The sequence below is a fragment of the Nocardioides sp. Root140 genome (assembly GCF_001426745.1).
Taxonomy (GTDB): Bacteria; Actinomycetota; Actinomycetes; order Propionibacteriales; family Nocardioidaceae; genus Nocardioides.
This window is the reverse complement of sequence record NZ_LMFI01000017.1, coordinates 58,215-73,957: the sequence shown is the minus strand read 5'-3', so window position 1 is coordinate 73,957 and position 15,743 is coordinate 58,215. Positions and strand designations below refer to the sequence as shown.

At 68.1% G+C, this 15,743-nt stretch carries 19 protein-coding genes and 1 pseudogene; 11 read left to right on the top strand and 9 right to left on the bottom strand.

The genetic code is table 11. The features are described from left to right. Positions 1-81 precede the first annotated feature (81 nt). The 3 genes from ASD30_RS25600 to ASD30_RS28040 are packed head-to-tail and all read left to right on the top strand — an operon-like array spanning position 82 to position 1,102. Positions 82-318: an addiction module protein gene (locus ASD30_RS25600; RefSeq protein WP_024476685.1), complete on the top strand. Its 237-nt coding sequence runs from the start codon at positions 82-84 to the stop codon at positions 316-318. Then, positions 315-632: a type II toxin-antitoxin system RelE/ParE family toxin gene (locus tag ASD30_RS25595; RefSeq protein ID WP_024476684.1), complete on the top strand. Its 318-nt coding sequence runs from the start codon at positions 315-317 to the stop codon at positions 630-632. The genes ASD30_RS25600 and ASD30_RS25595 overlap by 4 nt, the downstream gene beginning before the upstream one ends. Continuing rightward, positions 524-1,102, top strand: coding sequence for a relaxase domain-containing protein (locus tag ASD30_RS28040; protein ID WP_174524654.1), 579 nt, complete (start codon positions 524-526; stop codon positions 1,100-1,102). The genes ASD30_RS25595 and ASD30_RS28040 overlap by 109 nt, the downstream gene beginning before the upstream one ends. Before the next feature lie 208 nt (positions 1,103-1,310). Here ASD30_RS28040 and ASD30_RS27885 read toward each other — a convergent pair. Together ASD30_RS27885 and ASD30_RS25585 are read right to left on the bottom strand one after the other, a co-directional pair. Beyond that, positions 1,311-1,442 (bottom strand): annotated as a pseudogene (locus ASD30_RS27885) (hypothetical protein); the annotation flags it as partial. A 46-nt stretch (positions 1,443-1,488) separates the two neighbouring features. Further along, positions 1,489-1,938: an aldo/keto reductase gene (locus ASD30_RS25585; RefSeq protein ID WP_056689190.1), complete on the bottom strand. Its 450-nt coding sequence runs from the start codon at positions 1,936-1,938 to the stop codon at positions 1,489-1,491. On the opposite strand from ASD30_RS25585, the gene ASD30_RS25580 reads away from it, so the two are divergent. Together ASD30_RS25580 and ASD30_RS25575 are read left to right on the top strand one after the other, a co-directional pair. Next, positions 1,820-2,269, top strand: coding sequence for an IclR family transcriptional regulator (locus ASD30_RS25580; protein ID WP_082399847.1), 450 nt, complete (start codon positions 1,820-1,822; stop codon positions 2,267-2,269). The two genes, ASD30_RS25585 and ASD30_RS25580, sit on opposite strands and share 119 nt — an antisense overlap. 159 nt (positions 2,270-2,428) lie before the next feature. Further along, the gene (locus tag ASD30_RS25575; protein ID WP_056689188.1) at positions 2,429-3,343 is read left to right on the top strand and encodes an alpha/beta fold hydrolase; all 915 of its coding nucleotides are present in this window, start codon (positions 2,429-2,431) and stop codon (positions 3,341-3,343) included. A gap of 1,037 nt (positions 3,344-4,380) precedes the next feature. On the opposite strand, the gene ASD30_RS25570 is transcribed toward ASD30_RS25575, so the two are convergent. Continuing rightward, the gene (locus ASD30_RS25570) at positions 4,381-4,731 is read right to left on the bottom strand and encodes a winged helix-turn-helix transcriptional regulator (protein ID WP_024476679.1); all 351 of its coding nucleotides are present in this window, start codon (positions 4,729-4,731) and stop codon (positions 4,381-4,383) included. 71 nt (positions 4,732-4,802) lie between these two features. On the opposite strand from ASD30_RS25570, the gene ASD30_RS25565 reads away from it, so the two are divergent. Further along, positions 4,803-5,810 carry a zinc-binding alcohol dehydrogenase family protein gene (locus ASD30_RS25565; protein ID WP_024476678.1) on the top strand — a complete coding sequence of 336 codons (1,008 nt, stop codon included), beginning with the start codon at positions 4,803-4,805 and terminating at the stop codon, positions 5,808-5,810. On the opposite strand, the gene ASD30_RS27350 is transcribed toward ASD30_RS25565, so the two are convergent. Further along, complete coding sequence (locus ASD30_RS27350; protein WP_200951263.1) at positions 5,727-7,022, bottom strand: class I SAM-dependent methyltransferase; 1,296 nt, start codon at positions 7,020-7,022, stop codon at positions 5,727-5,729. The two genes, ASD30_RS25565 and ASD30_RS27350, sit on opposite strands and share 84 nt — an antisense overlap. A 173-nt stretch (positions 7,023-7,195) precedes the next feature. Next, positions 7,196-7,471 carry a hypothetical protein gene (locus ASD30_RS27345; RefSeq protein WP_056689182.1) on the bottom strand — a complete coding sequence of 92 codons (276 nt, stop codon included), beginning with the start codon at positions 7,469-7,471 and terminating at the stop codon, positions 7,196-7,198. 344 nt (positions 7,472-7,815) lie between these two features. Here ASD30_RS27345 and ASD30_RS25550 point away from each other — a divergent pair, with 344 nt between their 5' ends. Next, on the top strand, positions 7,816-9,105 hold the full coding sequence (locus ASD30_RS25550) for a DUF1173 domain-containing protein (protein WP_056689179.1): 1,290 nt from the start codon (positions 7,816-7,818) through the stop codon (positions 9,103-9,105). Between the two features lie 8 nt (positions 9,106-9,113). Further along, positions 9,114-9,251, top strand: coding sequence for a hypothetical protein (locus ASD30_RS26835; protein WP_156393784.1), 138 nt, complete (start codon positions 9,114-9,116; stop codon positions 9,249-9,251). Positions 9,252-9,471: 220 nt separating this feature from the next. Here the strand turns inward: ASD30_RS26835 and ASD30_RS25540 are convergent, their stop codons facing one another. The 4 genes from ASD30_RS25540 to ASD30_RS25525 form a co-directional block, all read right to left on the bottom strand. Next, positions 9,472-10,398 (bottom strand): hypothetical protein, encoded by a 927-nt coding sequence (locus tag ASD30_RS25540; protein ID WP_056689174.1) that lies wholly within the window; start codon positions 10,396-10,398, stop codon positions 9,472-9,474. Between the two features lie 366 nt (positions 10,399-10,764). Next, on the bottom strand, positions 10,765-11,826 hold the full coding sequence (locus ASD30_RS25535) for a DUF4192 domain-containing protein (protein WP_056689300.1): 1,062 nt from the start codon (positions 11,824-11,826) through the stop codon (positions 10,765-10,767). Positions 11,827-11,906: 80 nt separating this feature from the next. After that, positions 11,907-12,515, bottom strand: a complete 609-nt coding sequence (locus ASD30_RS25530; protein WP_056689171.1) for a DUF3145 family protein — start codon at positions 12,513-12,515, stop codon at positions 11,907-11,909. A 19-nt stretch (positions 12,516-12,534) separates the two neighbouring features. After that, on the bottom strand, positions 12,535-13,242 hold the full coding sequence (locus ASD30_RS25525) for a hypothetical protein (protein WP_056689167.1): 708 nt from the start codon (positions 13,240-13,242) through the stop codon (positions 12,535-12,537). Between the two features lie 321 nt (positions 13,243-13,563). Between ASD30_RS25525 and ASD30_RS25520 the strand changes: the two genes are divergently transcribed. The 3 genes from ASD30_RS25520 to ASD30_RS25505 all read left to right on the top strand — a co-directional run bounded on the left by ASD30_RS25520 (position 13,564) and on the right by ASD30_RS25505 (position 15,709). Further along, on the top strand, positions 13,564-14,037 hold the full coding sequence (locus ASD30_RS25520) for a hypothetical protein (protein WP_056689164.1): 474 nt from the start codon (positions 13,564-13,566) through the stop codon (positions 14,035-14,037). Between the two features lie 231 nt (positions 14,038-14,268). Then, positions 14,269-14,703: a hypothetical protein gene (locus ASD30_RS25515; RefSeq protein ID WP_056689160.1), complete on the top strand. Its 435-nt coding sequence runs from the start codon at positions 14,269-14,271 to the stop codon at positions 14,701-14,703. 229 nt (positions 14,704-14,932) lie between these two features. Further along, positions 14,933-15,709 (top strand): hypothetical protein, encoded by a 777-nt coding sequence (locus ASD30_RS25505; protein ID WP_056689153.1) that lies wholly within the window; start codon positions 14,933-14,935, stop codon positions 15,707-15,709. Positions 15,710-15,743: the final 34 nt, after the last annotated feature.

Below are 15,743 nucleotides of genomic sequence, written 5' to 3'. Positions count from 1 at the left end.
GCGTGACGTTCACAGCAGCCCCGCAACCCGAGCCACAGACGCCCAGCGCGATTGTCGGCCGTTCGACGTACACTTGAATACATGACACCCGACACCGCAACTCTGATCCGAGACGGCCTCGCGCTCGACGCCGATCAGCGCGCGGTCGTCGCTAACGCCCTGCTCGAAAGCCTCCATGATGCAGACGACGAGAGCGAGGTCGATGCAGCCTGGCGTGCCGAGGCTACCCGGCGACTGGCCGAGGTGCGTGAGGGTGCGGTCGATCTGGTGGATGCCGACGAGCACTACGAGCGTTTGCGCGCCTTGCTCACCGCATGACCTTGGCCCAGCGAGAGCACCCCGAGGCCGTCGCGGAGTTCGACGCCGCCGTGCGCTGGTACGAAGACCAGGAGCCAGGGATCGGCCTTGCGCTCATCGACCGAGCAAGGCAAGCCCGGAAAGACCTCGACCAATGGCCGAACGCCGCCCCACCATTCACGACCGCTGACGATGGCACCGTGATCCGCAGCAAGGCCGTTCGCGGATACCCGTACCGCATCGTCTACACGGTGGAGCCGGACACGATCCTGATCCTCGCCTACGCCCACGAGCGCCGCGAACCCGGCTACTGGCTCCACCGGCTGAACGACTGAACAGCACGCCGCCGGGCTCATGGCTCGGATCGGGTCTCGCGTACATTTCTGGCGCCGTCGAACCCGGTGGTGAGGTCAGCGAGGAGCAGCTCCGCCGTCTCATGGGGCACGGCCAGGACCCCAACACGAGCGAACAGTTGGGTCGTCCGTACCGCCGATTCGCAAGCACTGCCGAGCGAGTTGCCCGTCGGCTTGAGAAGCTTCCCGAGACCCTCGCTCCCGCTGATAGGGGTGCACAGGTGGCGTTGATCGAGGCGGAAGAGGCAGGGAAACCGACGGGTGTGTTCGGCGAAGTCGGTGAGGCGGGCGAGGTTCTGTCGGGTCTTGACGGCGAGGTAGCGGCCGTTGACTTTCCGGTCTTCGTTGATCTCAAGCAGGGCTTCGGCGGCATGCTGGCGGACGTAGGGGTCTTCGGCGTCGTCGGCGGCGATCTGTGGCCCAGACTTCGCGAATTCGGGCAGGGGTACTAAAGCCCACCCCCTGTTCCCGATCGGGCACACTGCAGAACTTACTCTCTCCCTCGCCGCCATCTGCAGTGCACGCGACTTCGCGATGGTTTGGACGCGGCTGTCGAGCGAGCCGAAGGTGAGGCGAGCAAGGCAGATCGCGCCTACGTTCGAGCCATCACCTTCGCCGCCGGTCAGTTGCTTCGCGCAGTCGCCGAAGTCCACCGGGCAAGCCTGGCGAGCCGTATTCGTCGGCGGTCTCGAGGCAGCGGTCGTGTGTGCAGCGCATGATGGCGGAGAGCCGGTCCTGCGTGTAGTCGAATGTCCAGGAGCCGCGCGAGGCGTTCTGCTGCGTCTCCAGAGCGCGCTGAATTTACCAGATCGGTGACGATTTTGGTGTTCTTGGTGGACTAATGACCGTTCTCGGGCAGGTCAGAGTCCCGCGCGGCGGCTTCGCCGTTGTCGAGGGACGCAAGCGTGGCCATCTGGTCGGTGCTAAGGCGGAAGTCGAAGACCGAGAGGTTCTCGACCAGGCGTTTGGGGTCTGACGATCTCGGCACCGGCACGAGGCCCTGCTGCACGTGCCAGCGGAGCACCACCTGTGCCGCCGTTCGTCCGACGTCCGCCGCGATCTGCACGATCGTCGGGTTCTCCCGCAGCTCGGGCCCGCGGCCGAGCGGGCTCCAGCTCTCGGTCACGATACCGAGCACCTCGTGCGCGCGTCGAGGAACGGTACGGGCGATGTCGGGGCTGAGCTGGATCTGGTTCACGTCGGGCACGACCCCGGTCTCGGAACCGACGACGGCGGTGCGAGTCGCTTCACGGTTGGGCAAGGAGATGCCGGCCCATTGCACCTCCACGGGAAAGGTTCTCCTGGCGCAGCTCCCGCGAGAACAATTGGACCGTCTCTACCCCGACGAGCAACTCTCACAGGTGACTCCGCAGTCGATCCGTACCAAGACCGAGCTCCTCGCACAACTGGATCTTGTCGCGAAGCAGGGCTATGCAACGAACCGGGAGGAGAGCGAGGAGGGCGTGGCCTCGGTGGCCGTGGCCGTTCCCTCGGCGAGCGGGCTGCGGTTGGCGATCAACGCATCTGCCCCGGTGTTCCGCTTGCCTCCCCGCAAGGTGAAGACCCTCGTCGCACTCCTCGATGAGGCAGCCGTACGTCTGGCCGACCTGACCTCCTGAAGGCTCGTCGTCTCTTTCCCCTGCGACCTGGTGCAGGGGTCGTTCGGCGCGTTCTGAAGAGAGCTCGAGCCATGCTGGACTGTTGGCGCCGCGCAAGCTATTGTGTCTTCTAGTTAGGAACAAGTTCTGCTCAGCAGATAAATATGCGAAGAGGAAGCTATGGATTCGATTTCACGCCCAGACGACGTCGCGCCGATCTCGTACACCGAACTGGCGCCGTCGGGTGCGCCTGCTCGGTGGATCGTCCTCGTGCACGGGGGTGGTGTCTCGAAGGAGTGCTATCTCGAGACGCCCGACGGCCGACAGGGCTGGGCGGCACGATTGGTATCGCATGGCTACGGTGTGCTGGTGGTGGACTGGCTGGGGTTGTCCTATGAGGCGGCCCAACACGTCGATGATCGTGCGGCGTCTGCGCGGCTGGACTATGAGAGCGTGTGCCGAGGGATGGGCGTGTTCCTCTCTGGTCTCGGCCGGAACGTCGTGCTGGTCGTGCACTCGATGGCAGGTCCGATTGGCTTCCGCCTCCTAGAGACGCATGGCGATCTCATCGACGGGCTCGTAGCCGTCGCTCCGGGCCCGCCTGGAAATATACAGGCGGTGCCCGAGATCGTGAGGGAGTCCGACCAGGAGGTCTCCATCCGTGGAGCGGCCATCGACTGGACCATCCCGAAGATGGGTTTCTGGGAACCCACAAGCGCCTTCGTGAACGACAAGGCCATCGGACCCAGCCGGCGGTTCCCCCGCGAGTGCATCGAGGTGTTCCGCCGCACCCTTCGGCCGATCCCGGCCCGGATGCTTTATCAGCGTCTGAACATCGGTGGGAGCCAAATGAGGATCGGGCCGACCGACGCGTTCACGAACAAGCCGATTCTCGTCTTCACGGGTGGAGCCGATACCGACCACCCCTCGCAGCTGGATCAGGACATCGTGGCCTGGCTCACCGATCAGGGCGCCGCCGTCACCTTCTGGTCGTCCGAACTGCCTCTTCTCGCTGGGAACGGCCACTCGCTGCTGGTCGAAGACAATAGCGACGAGCTCGCTGACGAGATCGCGCGGTGGATCACGGCGCTCTGACTCGCCACCGTATCGTCCCGGCCATTATTTCAGCCGACCCGACGTCCCCAACAGCGGAGGAGAACGCCAGTCGTTTCCTTCGTGTCACTCGAGGGAACGCTGTGCCAGCTCGTTGCCGACTACGACTTGGTCGATCGGGCCCTTGCTCGAACTCCTCATTTCATACGTCTGGCGATGGACTCAAGGGAGATGTTCGCCGACGGCCGCGTGCAACTCCAGGTCATCGGTGGACAGCTGAGGCGTCTGCCACGACGCATCGAGACGATCGGTTCGCAGCTCGAACGGAACGTTCGGGCTGAGCATAAGGATGTTCCGAGACCTCCAGGAACGCGGATGGATCGGTTCGTTGGTCGGGGAGCTGACGACCACCCTGGTTGGCGTGGCGCTTATCGTCGCTGCGGTGCTACTTTCGGTCTCGGGGGGTGGCCCCCAGCTCGCCCCGACGTCGCACTCCTACCGTTCCTAGGGGCGGGGTGGTCGGCCTCGCGGGCAGGCTCCTCGTGCTGAGGCCGCTGCGCACCTCCTTGATGCGCACCACGCTGATCGCCGGATCCTGGCAAACTATCCCGCGACGCGAATTCGCAGGGGGTGTCGGCGCGACTTTCGATCGACGTACAGTGCCGTCCGTTAACAAACGATCGGTTCGTGCGACCGAACTGTCGAACGCCTGTGCATCGCTGCGGCGAGTTCCTCATGGCGCAGTACCTGGGTTTCGCTTCCGGAAGAAGATTTCACGAACCCCAGCGACACGGTGTTGCGGTGACGTTCGACGAAAGAGAAGAAGGATGGCCCGGCGAATCCCAATCGCGCGAAGTCTCGCCTTCGAAATGACAGAAGCGCTCCTGTGCTCGCGCGTCGGTTACTTCGCACCTTCTAGGTGTGACGTTATCAATTAGGGTGATGACGACCGGTGACGGGTACCGGTACCTGCTGAACTCTGTCGTGTCCGGTGACGGCGACCGCGACGCCTCGTCTGTGTTGACGCGGTATTACGCGGAGGCCGGGACTCCTGGCTCGATGTAGCGCCGAGGGGGTCGCTACTGGTCGGTTCCGACGTTGTGTTCAACCCAGTCGCGCAGATGCTTCAACGGGGCGGCTGCGCTGTGTCCGAGGTCAGTAAGTTCGTACTCCACGCGAGCGGGAACCTCGGGGTAGACGGTGCGAGTGAGCAGGCCGTGGTCTTCGAGACGCTTGAGGGTCTGGGACAGCACCTTGGGGCTGACGCCTTCCAAGCGTCGTTTGAGTTGCCCGTTGCGTTGCGGCCCGTCTTCGAGCGCACCGATGGCCAGGGCGCTCCACTTGTTGGCGAGCAGGTCGAGCATGTCGCGGCACGGACACATGGCCGCGTACACGTCGTTCCGGTCGCACTCATCCACGGTCTGACTCATACGTTCATGGTATCCGATGGGTACTAGGTTGCCTTGACGGTAACCAGTAGGTCTGGGGAACCATAATTGGCATGACGGCTACGACTGCGATCGGATACGAGAAGAACCTCCCCGCCACCGACCCCGAGGCGCTGACCGCCCGCGAGGTCGAGGTGCCCGAACTTGGACCGCATGACTTGTTGGTCGAGGTCGAGGCGGTCTCGGTGAACCCGGTCGATGTGAAACTGCGGGAAGGCGCTCCTGCGAACGGGTTCAAGGTGCTCGGCTTCGACGCCGCCGGTACGGTGCGCGAGGTCGGCTCAGCGGTGACGCTGTTCGCTCCGGGTGACGAGGTGTACTACGCGGGCAGCATCGACCGGCCAGGTACGAACCAGCGCCTGCATGTTGTGGATGAGCGGATTACGGGGCGCAAGCCGCAGGTGCTGTCGTTTGCCGACGCTGCTGCGCTGCCGCTGACGGCGATCACCGCCTGGGAGACCCTGTTCGAGCGGCTCGCCCTTACCGAGGACTCGACCGGCACCCTGCTGGTGATCGGCGCGACCGGCGGAGTCGGATCGATCATGCTGGCACTGGCCGACGCGCTCCTGCCGAACGTCACCGTGATCGCCACCGCCTCCGACGATGAACGCTCCGCCTGGGTGCGCAACCTGGGCGCGGAGCATGTGGTGAACCACCGCGACGACCTGGCTGAGCAGGTGCTCGCCGTCGCGCAGGATGGCGTGGACTGGCTGTTCACCGCGCATTCCGCGGGGCAGATCGAAACCTATGCGCGGATCGTTCGAGCGTTCGGGCATATTGTCGCCATTGACGACGGTCCGCGCGACGTGTTCCCGCTCAAGGGCAAGAGCATCGCTTGGCACTGGGAACTGATGTTCACCCGCCCGCTCAGGCAGACCCCGGACATGATTGAACAGCACCAGCTCCTGAACACTGTCGCTGACCTTGTAGATCAGGGCCGCATCCGCACCACGGCCACAACGACACTCGCGCCGATCTCACCGACCACACTCCGCGAGGCGCACGAGTTGGTCGAGAACGGCCGCACAGTCGGCAAGGTCACCGTCCACAGATGGGAGTAGACTGAAACCGCGCGCACGCGCATGTTCACAGGCGAGTGCGTTTGCAGAACCTCGGCTACCCGGCATCGACGGACCGGCAGCAGCGTTCGGCGTCGACGACGTGGTCGCCGGGGCGCTGGTGGGCCGAGTCGGGGCCGGGGGAGGGGTGAACAGGGGCCGTACGTCGGCGTAGTTGGACAGGTCGAAGCCCAGCTGGCGCTCCAGATCCGCCGCGACCCGCTCGGCGAGGCTCTGACCTTCGCTGGTCAACGGTGGGCTGACGGCGACTTCGGGCCCGAACCGGCCCGAGCGGGACGTGAGGCGTCCCAGCACACGGGCCGGCTGCTGCACGAACAGCGAGTTGAGATTGACCTCGGCGTCCTCGAGCCCGGTCCCGGCCCGGAACGACGGCAACCTCTCCAGATTCCGCCACCCAGGGGTGAGATCCAATGGCTCCTCGCCCTCGAGGCGTCGCCGGAAGACCAGCAGGTCGGTGATCACGTCAGTGCCGGCCGCCTGGTGGTGGGTCTGGTTCGGCAGCCGATACGCGGTGACCAGGTCCGCCATGTCGGAGAACGCGTCCCGGGCGGCCGGGTTCGCTGCGTCCATCGTCCATCGCGAGGTCAGCACCGCCACTACACCACCGGGGCGGACCAGGTGCAGGCTCTTGTAGATGAAGTAGTTGTGCAGGCTCAGCCCGAGCCGGTTGTGAGTGGAGTCGTGCGGGACGACGTCGGCGAACGGAACGTTGCCGATCACCAGGTCCCGCGTTCCCTCGGGCAGCCGGGTCTCGGCGAACGACTCGCCGCGGATGTCCGCGGCCGGATAGAGCAGCGACGCGACCCGGGCGGTGGTCGGGTCCAGCTCGACGCCGACCACGTCTCGGACATGGTCGGGCGCGAACCCGATGAAGGTCCCCGACCCACAGCCGGGCTCCAGGACACGGCCGCCGGAGGCCTCGTCGAACCCAGCTCCGCCGAGCGCCGACCACACGGCCTTGACCAGCGCGGCGTCGGTGTAGTGCGCGTTCAGCGTGGTCCGTGCCGCAGCGGCACGGGCGCGGCCCTGCAACAGCTCGCGAGCCCGCGCCGCGGCCTCGCTGTGGTTCGCGGTGTCGTCGAAGACCTCCGGCAGTGATCCCCAGCCCGACCAGCGCGCCAACACACCCTGTTCCTGCGCCGAGGGGAGCCTGTTCTCCTCGTCGAGCTGGGCGAGCAGTTCCAGTACAGCCACGTTCGCGGTCAGCCGCTCCCGTGGCGTCGACGGTGCCAGGTCCCGCTGCGAGCCCGGCCCGAACCGGAGCGACTCCCCGGAAGGAATCAGCCCGGCAGGTTCCACCGCCGGCGCTCCCGTCGGAGCGCTCGCAGTCGGCGGCTGTACGCCGACGACGAGGTCTGCCGCGGTTGTTACGTGTTCGGGGGAGTCGTCAGGCCCGGCCTCATGTGCTGCCGCAGGACCTCCGACTCCGCCGTCGTCCTCGCCTCGGTCAGCCGGCCGACCCGCTCCAGGTAGCCCTCCGACGGGTCCGACGGGCCGGCGATCTGGTCCGCCAACGTGTCGATCTCCGCCTCGATCTGCAGCCCCAGTTCCTCGAAGAAACTCTCCGGATCGGCGATCGCCGCCAACTCCGTGGCCCGATGCTTCGCGTAGTGCTCCCGCATCCGCGTCCCGTACGGGTTCATCCCGAGCCCCTTCCTCCGTCACGACCTGCGGGGAGCTGCCCGTGTGGTCCTCGCCCTCGCTGGTGACCTCACCGGCCGGGTCACCAGGTTCCTCACCAAGATCCCACAGCGCCAGCTGATCAGAGTCAGCAACACTCGCACGCCGTCGCGCCACGCCCGGCACCTCCAACCCGTTGGTGAGGACGCCGGCCGCGACACCCACGCCACGGCTCACCACCGCCCTCACTACGAAAGGCACCCACCCGGGCCGCAGATCGGACACCTCGGCGAGAAAATGTGGAAAAAGTTCAGGCCGGCCGGCGCGAGGCGTCCGATTGGCGCGTGGGTCTGTTGCTTCTCCGGGCATGACCACGACACACAGCGCCCCGCCAAGCGGCCGGGCAGACCACGGCAGCGACCACGACGGTGACCGGCAGACCTTCGAGCTCTACGGCCGCCGGATCACCCACATCAACAACCGCGACGTCCAGCAACTCCTCGCGGCCGCGCACACCGACCGGGTCCGGCCCCTGTGCCTGTGCCGCCCCGACGGCGTGGCCATGTACGTCGCCAAGATCGGGCCCGACAAGTACGTCATCAAACGCATGCCCGACTCCGGCCTCGAGCACGCGCACCGGTGCGCCTCCTACCTGCCGCCCGAAGAGCTCTCTGGGCTCGGCCAGGTCCTCGGCTCGGCGATCACCGAAGAAGCCGACAGCGGCCTGACCGCCATCAAGCTGGGGTTCCGCATGTCCAAGGCTGAGCGAGCAGCCCCGGCCGGTGCCGGGGGCGGGGGAGTAGCCGACTCCGTCGCAGCCGACCCCAACCGCCTCACCCTCCGCGCCGTCCTGCACTACCTGTGGCAAGAAGCCGACCTGGCGACCTGGACGCCCGGTATGGACGGCAAACGCAACTGGCGCATCGTCTCCTGGCACCTGCGCCAGGCCGCCCGCGGGAAATTCGCCAAGGGCAAGCCGCTAGCCACGAGGCTGTACATCCCCGAGCCGTTCAAGCTCGAGAAGAAGACCGAGATCGCCGCGCGGCGGCTCTCCGCGTGGGCGCCGATGCAGCAGCACGGCTCCGGCCAGCAGTTCATGATGCTGATCGGCGAATACAAGGAGATCGTGCCGGCGAGGTTCGGGCACAAGCTCCTCGTCAGGCACCTGCCCGACGCGCCGCTCATGATCGACGACAAGCTCCTGGCCCGCCTCAACAAGCGGTTCGGTGACGAGCTCGAACTGTCGCAGGCCGACGAGGACGGCCACCTGATGGTGATCGCGACCTTCTCCGTGGGACGCGCCGGCCTGGCCACCGCCGAGGAGATCTCCCTGGTCATGACCGATGAGCACTGGCTGCCGTACGAGTCGCTCCTCGACAAGCTGCTCCTCGACGCCGCGCTCGCCGCACGCCGCAGGTTCACCAAGTCGCTGCGCTACAACCTCGCTCCCGACAAGCCCATGGCCTCCCTGGTGTTCACCGACACCGAGACCCCTACCGCGGCGTTTCTGCTCACCAGCGACGAGGACCGCGACACCGCCGCCCGGATCGCCACCGACACCGGCACCGACGTCTGGACGTGGGTCCTCGGCGAAGACATGCCGCCGCTCCCGCCCGTCGCTGACCCGCGGCACACCACGCACCATCGCGACCGCTGAGCGACGTCATGGCCTACCGTCGACCCGAACGCCTGGTCCCCGCGAAGTCGGCGGCCCGCGCTACATCCCTCGACCTGCTGGCCCGCGTCGTCACCGTCTCGCTGGGGACCAGGACGACCGTCGACGACATCCGCGACCAGCAGTAGGGGCTGTGGTGGCCTGCTATTCGTCGCCGTCGCTTCCCACGGCGCGATCCTCGCTGTCCCGGACCAGGCGAAGATGCCCCCGCCCGGGCCAGTCGAGGTCGAGGCGTGCCGTGCGGTCCGTCGTAGGCCTGGAACCTGGGCACGCCGGGTCGTTGCAGGGCCCGAAGATCCGGTCGGCCTCCAGGTGCAAGTCATCCATGGTCGTCGCCTCCTCCCTGGTTCAAGGTCGTGCGGTGGGGAGGGTCAGCACCTGAGCGCCGGACGCCGCCTCGACCGCCGGTCCCTCGGCGGGCGCTGGCGGCGTGGACGGGACGCGCTCGGCCGCGGCCGCACAGATCCGCTGCACTCGCTCCAGCGAGGCGGAGCCGTGCTGCCACTGCGCGAGCTGGATCAACGAGCCAGCCAGCCCGCGCTGGGCGACGATGAGGTCGGCGTCGCGCTGTGCCACCGAGCGCCAGGCCCGATCGGCAGCCGGTGCGATGTAGCTGATCGCCACCAGCACGCCGGCCGCGACCCCGATCGCAGGATCGCCGCCCGCCTGGAAGCCCTGGAAGACGGCGATGACACCGACCACGATCCGCAGATGCCACGCGAACCCGCCGGCAGGCACCCACGAGAACATGCGCACGATCTGCCGCACAACCACGAACACCAGCGTCCAGGGCAGCGCCCACAGCCGCGCCGCCAGGTCGAACCGGGACGGGCCGACCCGCTGGCTCGCGACCGCGTGCCCGATCGCCGTCGCGGCATCCTCGGTCGTTAGCCGACGCTCGTACAGGCCCTGCACCAGCCACGGCTCCACGATCACCGTACGGCGCCCGATCGGCGTTGCGGGCAACCTCGCGTCGTCGTCGAGCCGCACCAGCACCCGCCCGGGCGCGAGATCGAGCTGCTCGAGGAGGGCCAGCGGCGGGTCGAGGACGGCGCGCTGCCCGGGACGAAGGCCGCGCGCAAACCCGAAGATCCGGGCAGCAGGAGCCTCCACCCAGCCGCACGCCAAGACGAGCGAAACCACCAGCGTGCCCAGGAACGCGAACACCAGGCCCTCGCCGGGCAGGAAGCCCAGGCCGATGACCGCAACGAAGCTGCCGGCGAGACCAGCCGGCACGACGGCGCACAGGCGGATCAACTTGGTCGACGTCCGCATGTTCCTCACGTCCCTTCGTGGCGGGACTCTTCATGAATCCCCACCAGCCGGCACGACCCGAACGCGCCGACATTTCCAACTGAGTGTGCCGCGAACCACCGACAGCGCAACCGCAGCGCCGTCGGCCTGTGGATACCGGTCGCTGTCCACAGGTTCCAGGTCGGATCCTTGACACGTGCGCCGGAGGCCTACTCGCGCAGACACCTGTCCAGGCGGTCCTGGTCGGCTCCGGAGAGGTAGACGACGTCGATCCGGGCTGTCCCGGCGCGGGCCGCGCAGCGAGTGGGGCAGTGGTGGCGAGGAGCTGCGCGAGGCGCTTCTCCAGTCGAGAGCGAGTGTTCTGCACGGGTCTGGCCTCCGTCCTTCTCAACGCCCAGGGGTCGACGACTCCGGGCCCTCGACGCCGTGGGTGTTGTGGTCGTGCTGGTCGTGGGTACGGCGCTCCGGCGCGGTCCTGTCGCGCAGGGCCGCCTGCTGCATCAGCGAGCCGGGGGCCTCCGGCTGCAGCGCACGCTCCCACTCCCGCGGGTCGATCGCCTGCTCGAGGGCGGTCGCCAGGAGGTCAGCCAGCGGCGGACGCGCTTCGGAGATCTGATCGAGCGCCACCCACGCCTGCGCGCCTTTGCCCTCCAGGTACGAGCTGAGTGCCAGCATCGCCGCCGGAGTATCACGCACCGCGTCCGGCGCGCGACGGACGAGGTCGTGCCAGAACTCCGAGTAGACCGGCGCGTTCTCACGCGTCATCCGCATCTCGGCCGCGTTCCTAGCTCCGCTGTCGTGGATCACGGCCAGGACGCGGGCTGCGTCGACGTCGGAGAGGTACTCCCGATCGCTCCGGAACTGGTCAAGCCGGGTACCCAGCCACCCGACCTCGGCATGGAGGGCAGCGGCGTCCATGTCCAGAACGCGGGCCTCGGCAGCCGGCAGCTGCTCGGCGACCGCAGTGGGGTCGCCCTGCATCGCGGCGGCGAGATCCTCCCGTGTGGCGGCCGGCATGGCCCGGCCCAGCAGGGCGAACTCTGCGGCCATCCGGACGCGGGTCGCCGGGTCGACGGTCCCGCTGGTGCCGTCGAGGACGTCGAACCACTCCTCGCCGTTGACCCAGAGCATGGGGCCGACGTCGGGACCGCGGTCGCTGTCGACCAAGGTCTCGCCCAGGGCGGAGAGAGCCTCGATGCAGGCCCGGCCGTCCTCGCCGAACGCGATGAGTGCGACACGGCGAGTCGGGTGCCGATGGAGGTAGACGTCGGACATCTGGTCCAGGAACTGCCTCATCGCCTCGGGGGAGTCCGGAAGGTCAAGGCGCGCGGTCGGTCCGCCGCCGATTGCGAGGCACACCATGCTCGACTCAATTCGCTGGAAGCCCAGCAGGTGCGGGACGTAGGCGATCAGCTCGTCATGCGATCGGATCGTGAGCGTGTTGTTCATCGAGGGCACACCTGTTCAAGTTGGCGCGGACGTTTTCTGGAGAAGCAACCGGCGAACCGGCGGATCGGACAGCTGGGCGGCTACCGATTTGGGGCCGACGTCGAACGAGCCTGACCCGGCGCGTCGGCGGGCATCCACCGCGACGGTCCGGCCGCGAGCTGGTTGAGCGCGACGGCTTGCAGCGGTGCCGAGGCGGGCGGGGTGTCGCTTGGGATCACGATCCCCTTGTTCGCCTCGTCGAGCTGCTCGAGCGCGATCTCCCAGGTGCGGCCCGTCAGGTGCCCGAGCTGAACGCGGTCTGCGTCGGTGCGTTCGATGAGGCGGTCGATCTCCTCGCTGGTGAACACCGGGCGACCCTGCGCGTCGCAGTCCGCGACGAACACGCCCAGGTCGGGGTGATTCAGGTGCACCTCCCCGAGGTGCTCGTACTTAGGGTCCTCCCAGACCTTCCAGGCCGCTTCGGCGGGCAGGGCCGCCGCGATCTCCGCGCTGGAGCCCACGGAGATGTCGCTGTGGATGTACCCCCGGCCCAACTCGAGGCTCCGCTGGTCGCTCGGGCCTGGCACGGGGGTCGCCGGGAAGCCCGACTTGTCTCCTAGGCCGAACTCCTCGAAGACCTCGAGGACCGCGTTCACTCTCTCCGGCGGGCAGGAGTAGACGATGACTTCGATCGGTGTGCGATCACCCATGGCGCGTGCACCTTTCCTTTCAGATGGCGATGCCGGGGTCGGCCGGCGTGTCGGGCTGGTGGGTCTGCTGCGGAGGACCGCTGGACCACGACTGACTGCTCGTTTGCGTGGCCGTGTAGCTGAGGGAACCGGCGAGCGCCACTGAGGTCCGCGCCCGCGACTGTGCGCTCTCGATCACCGAGCGCATCATCGACACGCCCTCGTCGGCCCGGGTCACCTCCCGCCCGGCGTGGTGGACCCGCGAGTCGAGGAGCATCAGTGCATCGGTCGCAGCCGCTGACTCAGCGGCGTGCTGGGCGTGGCGGGTGATCTGTTCCGCGACCGGCCGCGCCAGCGTGACGACCTCGGTCAGGATGTCGATCTGGGTGCGCAGTGCCCGGACGTCCGTGTCACGGTCCTCCCCGTCGATGCCGCGCGCGAGCTCGTCGCCGGCGCGCTCGATGGCGCTGCCGGCGGCGGTCAGGTGGCGGGTGAGGTCCTCGCCGAGCTCGTTCATCAGACCGGACCTGTTGCGCAGCCGCGCCAGGTGGTCGCCGGCGGACTCCAGGTAGAAGTCCCGCCGCTCCTCCTGGTGCGCGTAGAAGGCGTCGGTTGCGGCATCGTCGAGGACCCGCAGAGACGACGCGGCAAGGTCGCCGAGCTCGTCGACGGTGTCAGCGGCCAGCCGCAGCGCTCGTTCCGCGTCGAAGACGGCGTCGGCGGCCGCGAGCACCTCACGCTCGTTCATCGGTGCTCACCGAGCCTGCGACCGGGGTCGTCCACCGTGGCGAGGATTGACCTGAGCTGTTTCGCGGCCGTCATGGTTTGCGTCAGCTGATCCCGCAGCGCGACCGGGTGGGCATGGGGACGTCCGGCGGTGCCGGACGAGTCGTTCGGGGGCTGGTTCATCAAGGTTCTTCTCCTCGTGAGACGTGTGCTCTGCTGCGGAGAAGCAACCGGTCGCGCACTGGATCGGACAGCCATGGCGAACTTCGTGGACCCGGGGGAGTGGGGGAGGGGGCGCGTGTGGTCTTCCGTGTCGGCGCTCGGTCGTCGACACTTGCTGGCCATGGACGACGAGGCGGCCCTGCTCGAGCGGCAGGTGGCGATGGCGGCATCCGCCTGGCGCCGCGCGAAGGCCGACACCGAGGCCTACCGCCGTCTGGTCGTCGCCACCAGCGAGTGGGACGCGTACGTCGCCCCGACACTCGACGAGCCCGCAGCGGACGATGTGGCCGCCCAGCTACGCCGGGCGGCACGTGAAGTACTTCAGGCCACGGACGAAGAGGCGACCCGACTCGCGCACCTGGTGACAACGACCGCGTCCGTCTGGCTGCACGCGGCAGCGCCCACCGACTCCGAGGCCTACGCCCGATTCGACCGAGCCACCGAGTTGTGGGACGCCTACGCCGCCCCACAACTCGGAGAGCCCACGGAAGAATTACTCGACCAACTCGCGGACGACTCCGCACCGGTCTCACTGGGTGAGGTCGTCGCCGACGTCTCCGCGCAGATCCACAAGGCAGGCCGCCGAAGCCCCTGAGCCGGGGGCCCATCCCCGTAGAAGGGGTGCCCCGACGGAAGGGCCGGACCGTGCGCGCTCCGGGGCAGCCGGCCACGACGGAACATGCTGAGAGCCCGCAGGCGTCTCGGGTCACCGGCGGGGCTCTCAGGCGGAAGCATCGCACGCACCGCCGGCACACGTCCCGGCGTTCGCCCAGACCCGGCCCATCCAACGCCGAGCCAGGCGACGATTGGGGGGGTTTCGTCTTTCGTGGAGGGCGAGCGCGACCATCTCGCCGAGGAGCTCGACGCCGCCCAGGCAGCCCGCGCCGAGGCCGACGAGCGAGCCCGGGGAGCGGTCGAGCGGGTCACCGCCGAGACCACCCGCGCCGACCGCGCTGAGCAGGCGGCCACCGCCGCGCGCGAGCAGGTCGACGTGGCGCGCGGCAAGGTCGACGAGCTTCGCGAGCAGGTGGGAGAACTCCGCGCCGCCGAGGCCACCGCCAGGGCAGAGCGCGACGCCGTCCGCGCCGAAGTCGAACGCGAACGCAGCCATGGCGAGCAGCGCCTCACCGACCTGCGCACCAGCTTCGGTGAGCAGCTCGACGAACTCCGAACCGAACGCAGCGGCCTGCAGGCACAGGTCGACCAACTCCGCGCCGCGGCGAGCAAGCCCAAGACCCAGCGGAAGACGCAGGGCGAATGAGCCGCCTTTGCGTCACCGTGCAGTGGCCCGAGCTGTTCGTCGGCCTCACCCCCGGGCAGAGGCGCACAGTCGTCCGCAATCTCGCTCAGACGTACCCCGGGGGCAGGGAGCCGACTCGGGGCGAGGTCGACGACATGGTGCAGTACGTCGTCGGCGAGATTACCCCGAACGAGTACGTACAACGCTGCTCACGCACCTGCCCGACACTGGCCCTCGCCGGGGGGTCTCGATGACCGATCACGACCGCCTGCGCTCCCTCCCGATCCACATCCCCCTCGTCCGAACCGTCCGCTCCCAGCAGACCGATGACGGCGGTCGCCTCCACGCGGCCCGGTGTAGTTGCGGTGAGTGGGGGCCGTTCGTCGACTCCCGCGAGATCGACCCCATCGCTGCGCTCGTCCGGCAGCACGGCGTCACTGAGCCGACCGCATGCGCGGACTGCGGCCACGTCACGCCAGTGGACCCCACCAAGTCGCCGGAGTGGCGCGCACCGTGGCGGCGCTACCAGCCCGTCGAGGACGACGGAACGTGGCGGTACGTCTGCTCCGACCGAGCTGCCTGCCAACAGCGACAGCTCGCCCCACCTCGTGAAACGGACTCCGACCCCCTCACCGCGGTGGTCGGCGGGTGGTCCACCTTCACCGTCAGCCTCGACCTGTCGGGGGAGTGGGCTCACACGGTTGGCGGTCTCGACGAGGCGATCACGAACTTTCAGCATGTCCGGGCGAACTGCCCTCGCCGCTGGGACCAGATCGGACCCGAGGACCGTCGTGCGCTCACAGCGCTGGTTGCTGCGGTCGAGGCTATCCAGGAAGCCGTAGACGCCGCGCAGGACTACGCACCGTTACCTGCCCTGAAAGCTGGGGCCACGTGGAGCGACCTCGCCGCGGCCACGGGTGAGTGGACCGCGGAAGAGTGCCGGGACGCCTACCTCGAGCGCGTCGACAGCATGGACTGGCCGGAGAGGGAAGACGCAGAGATTCGGTCTCTCCTCGACGACGACTGACCCCGTTCCCAGGTGAGCGACGCGTCCAGCTCCT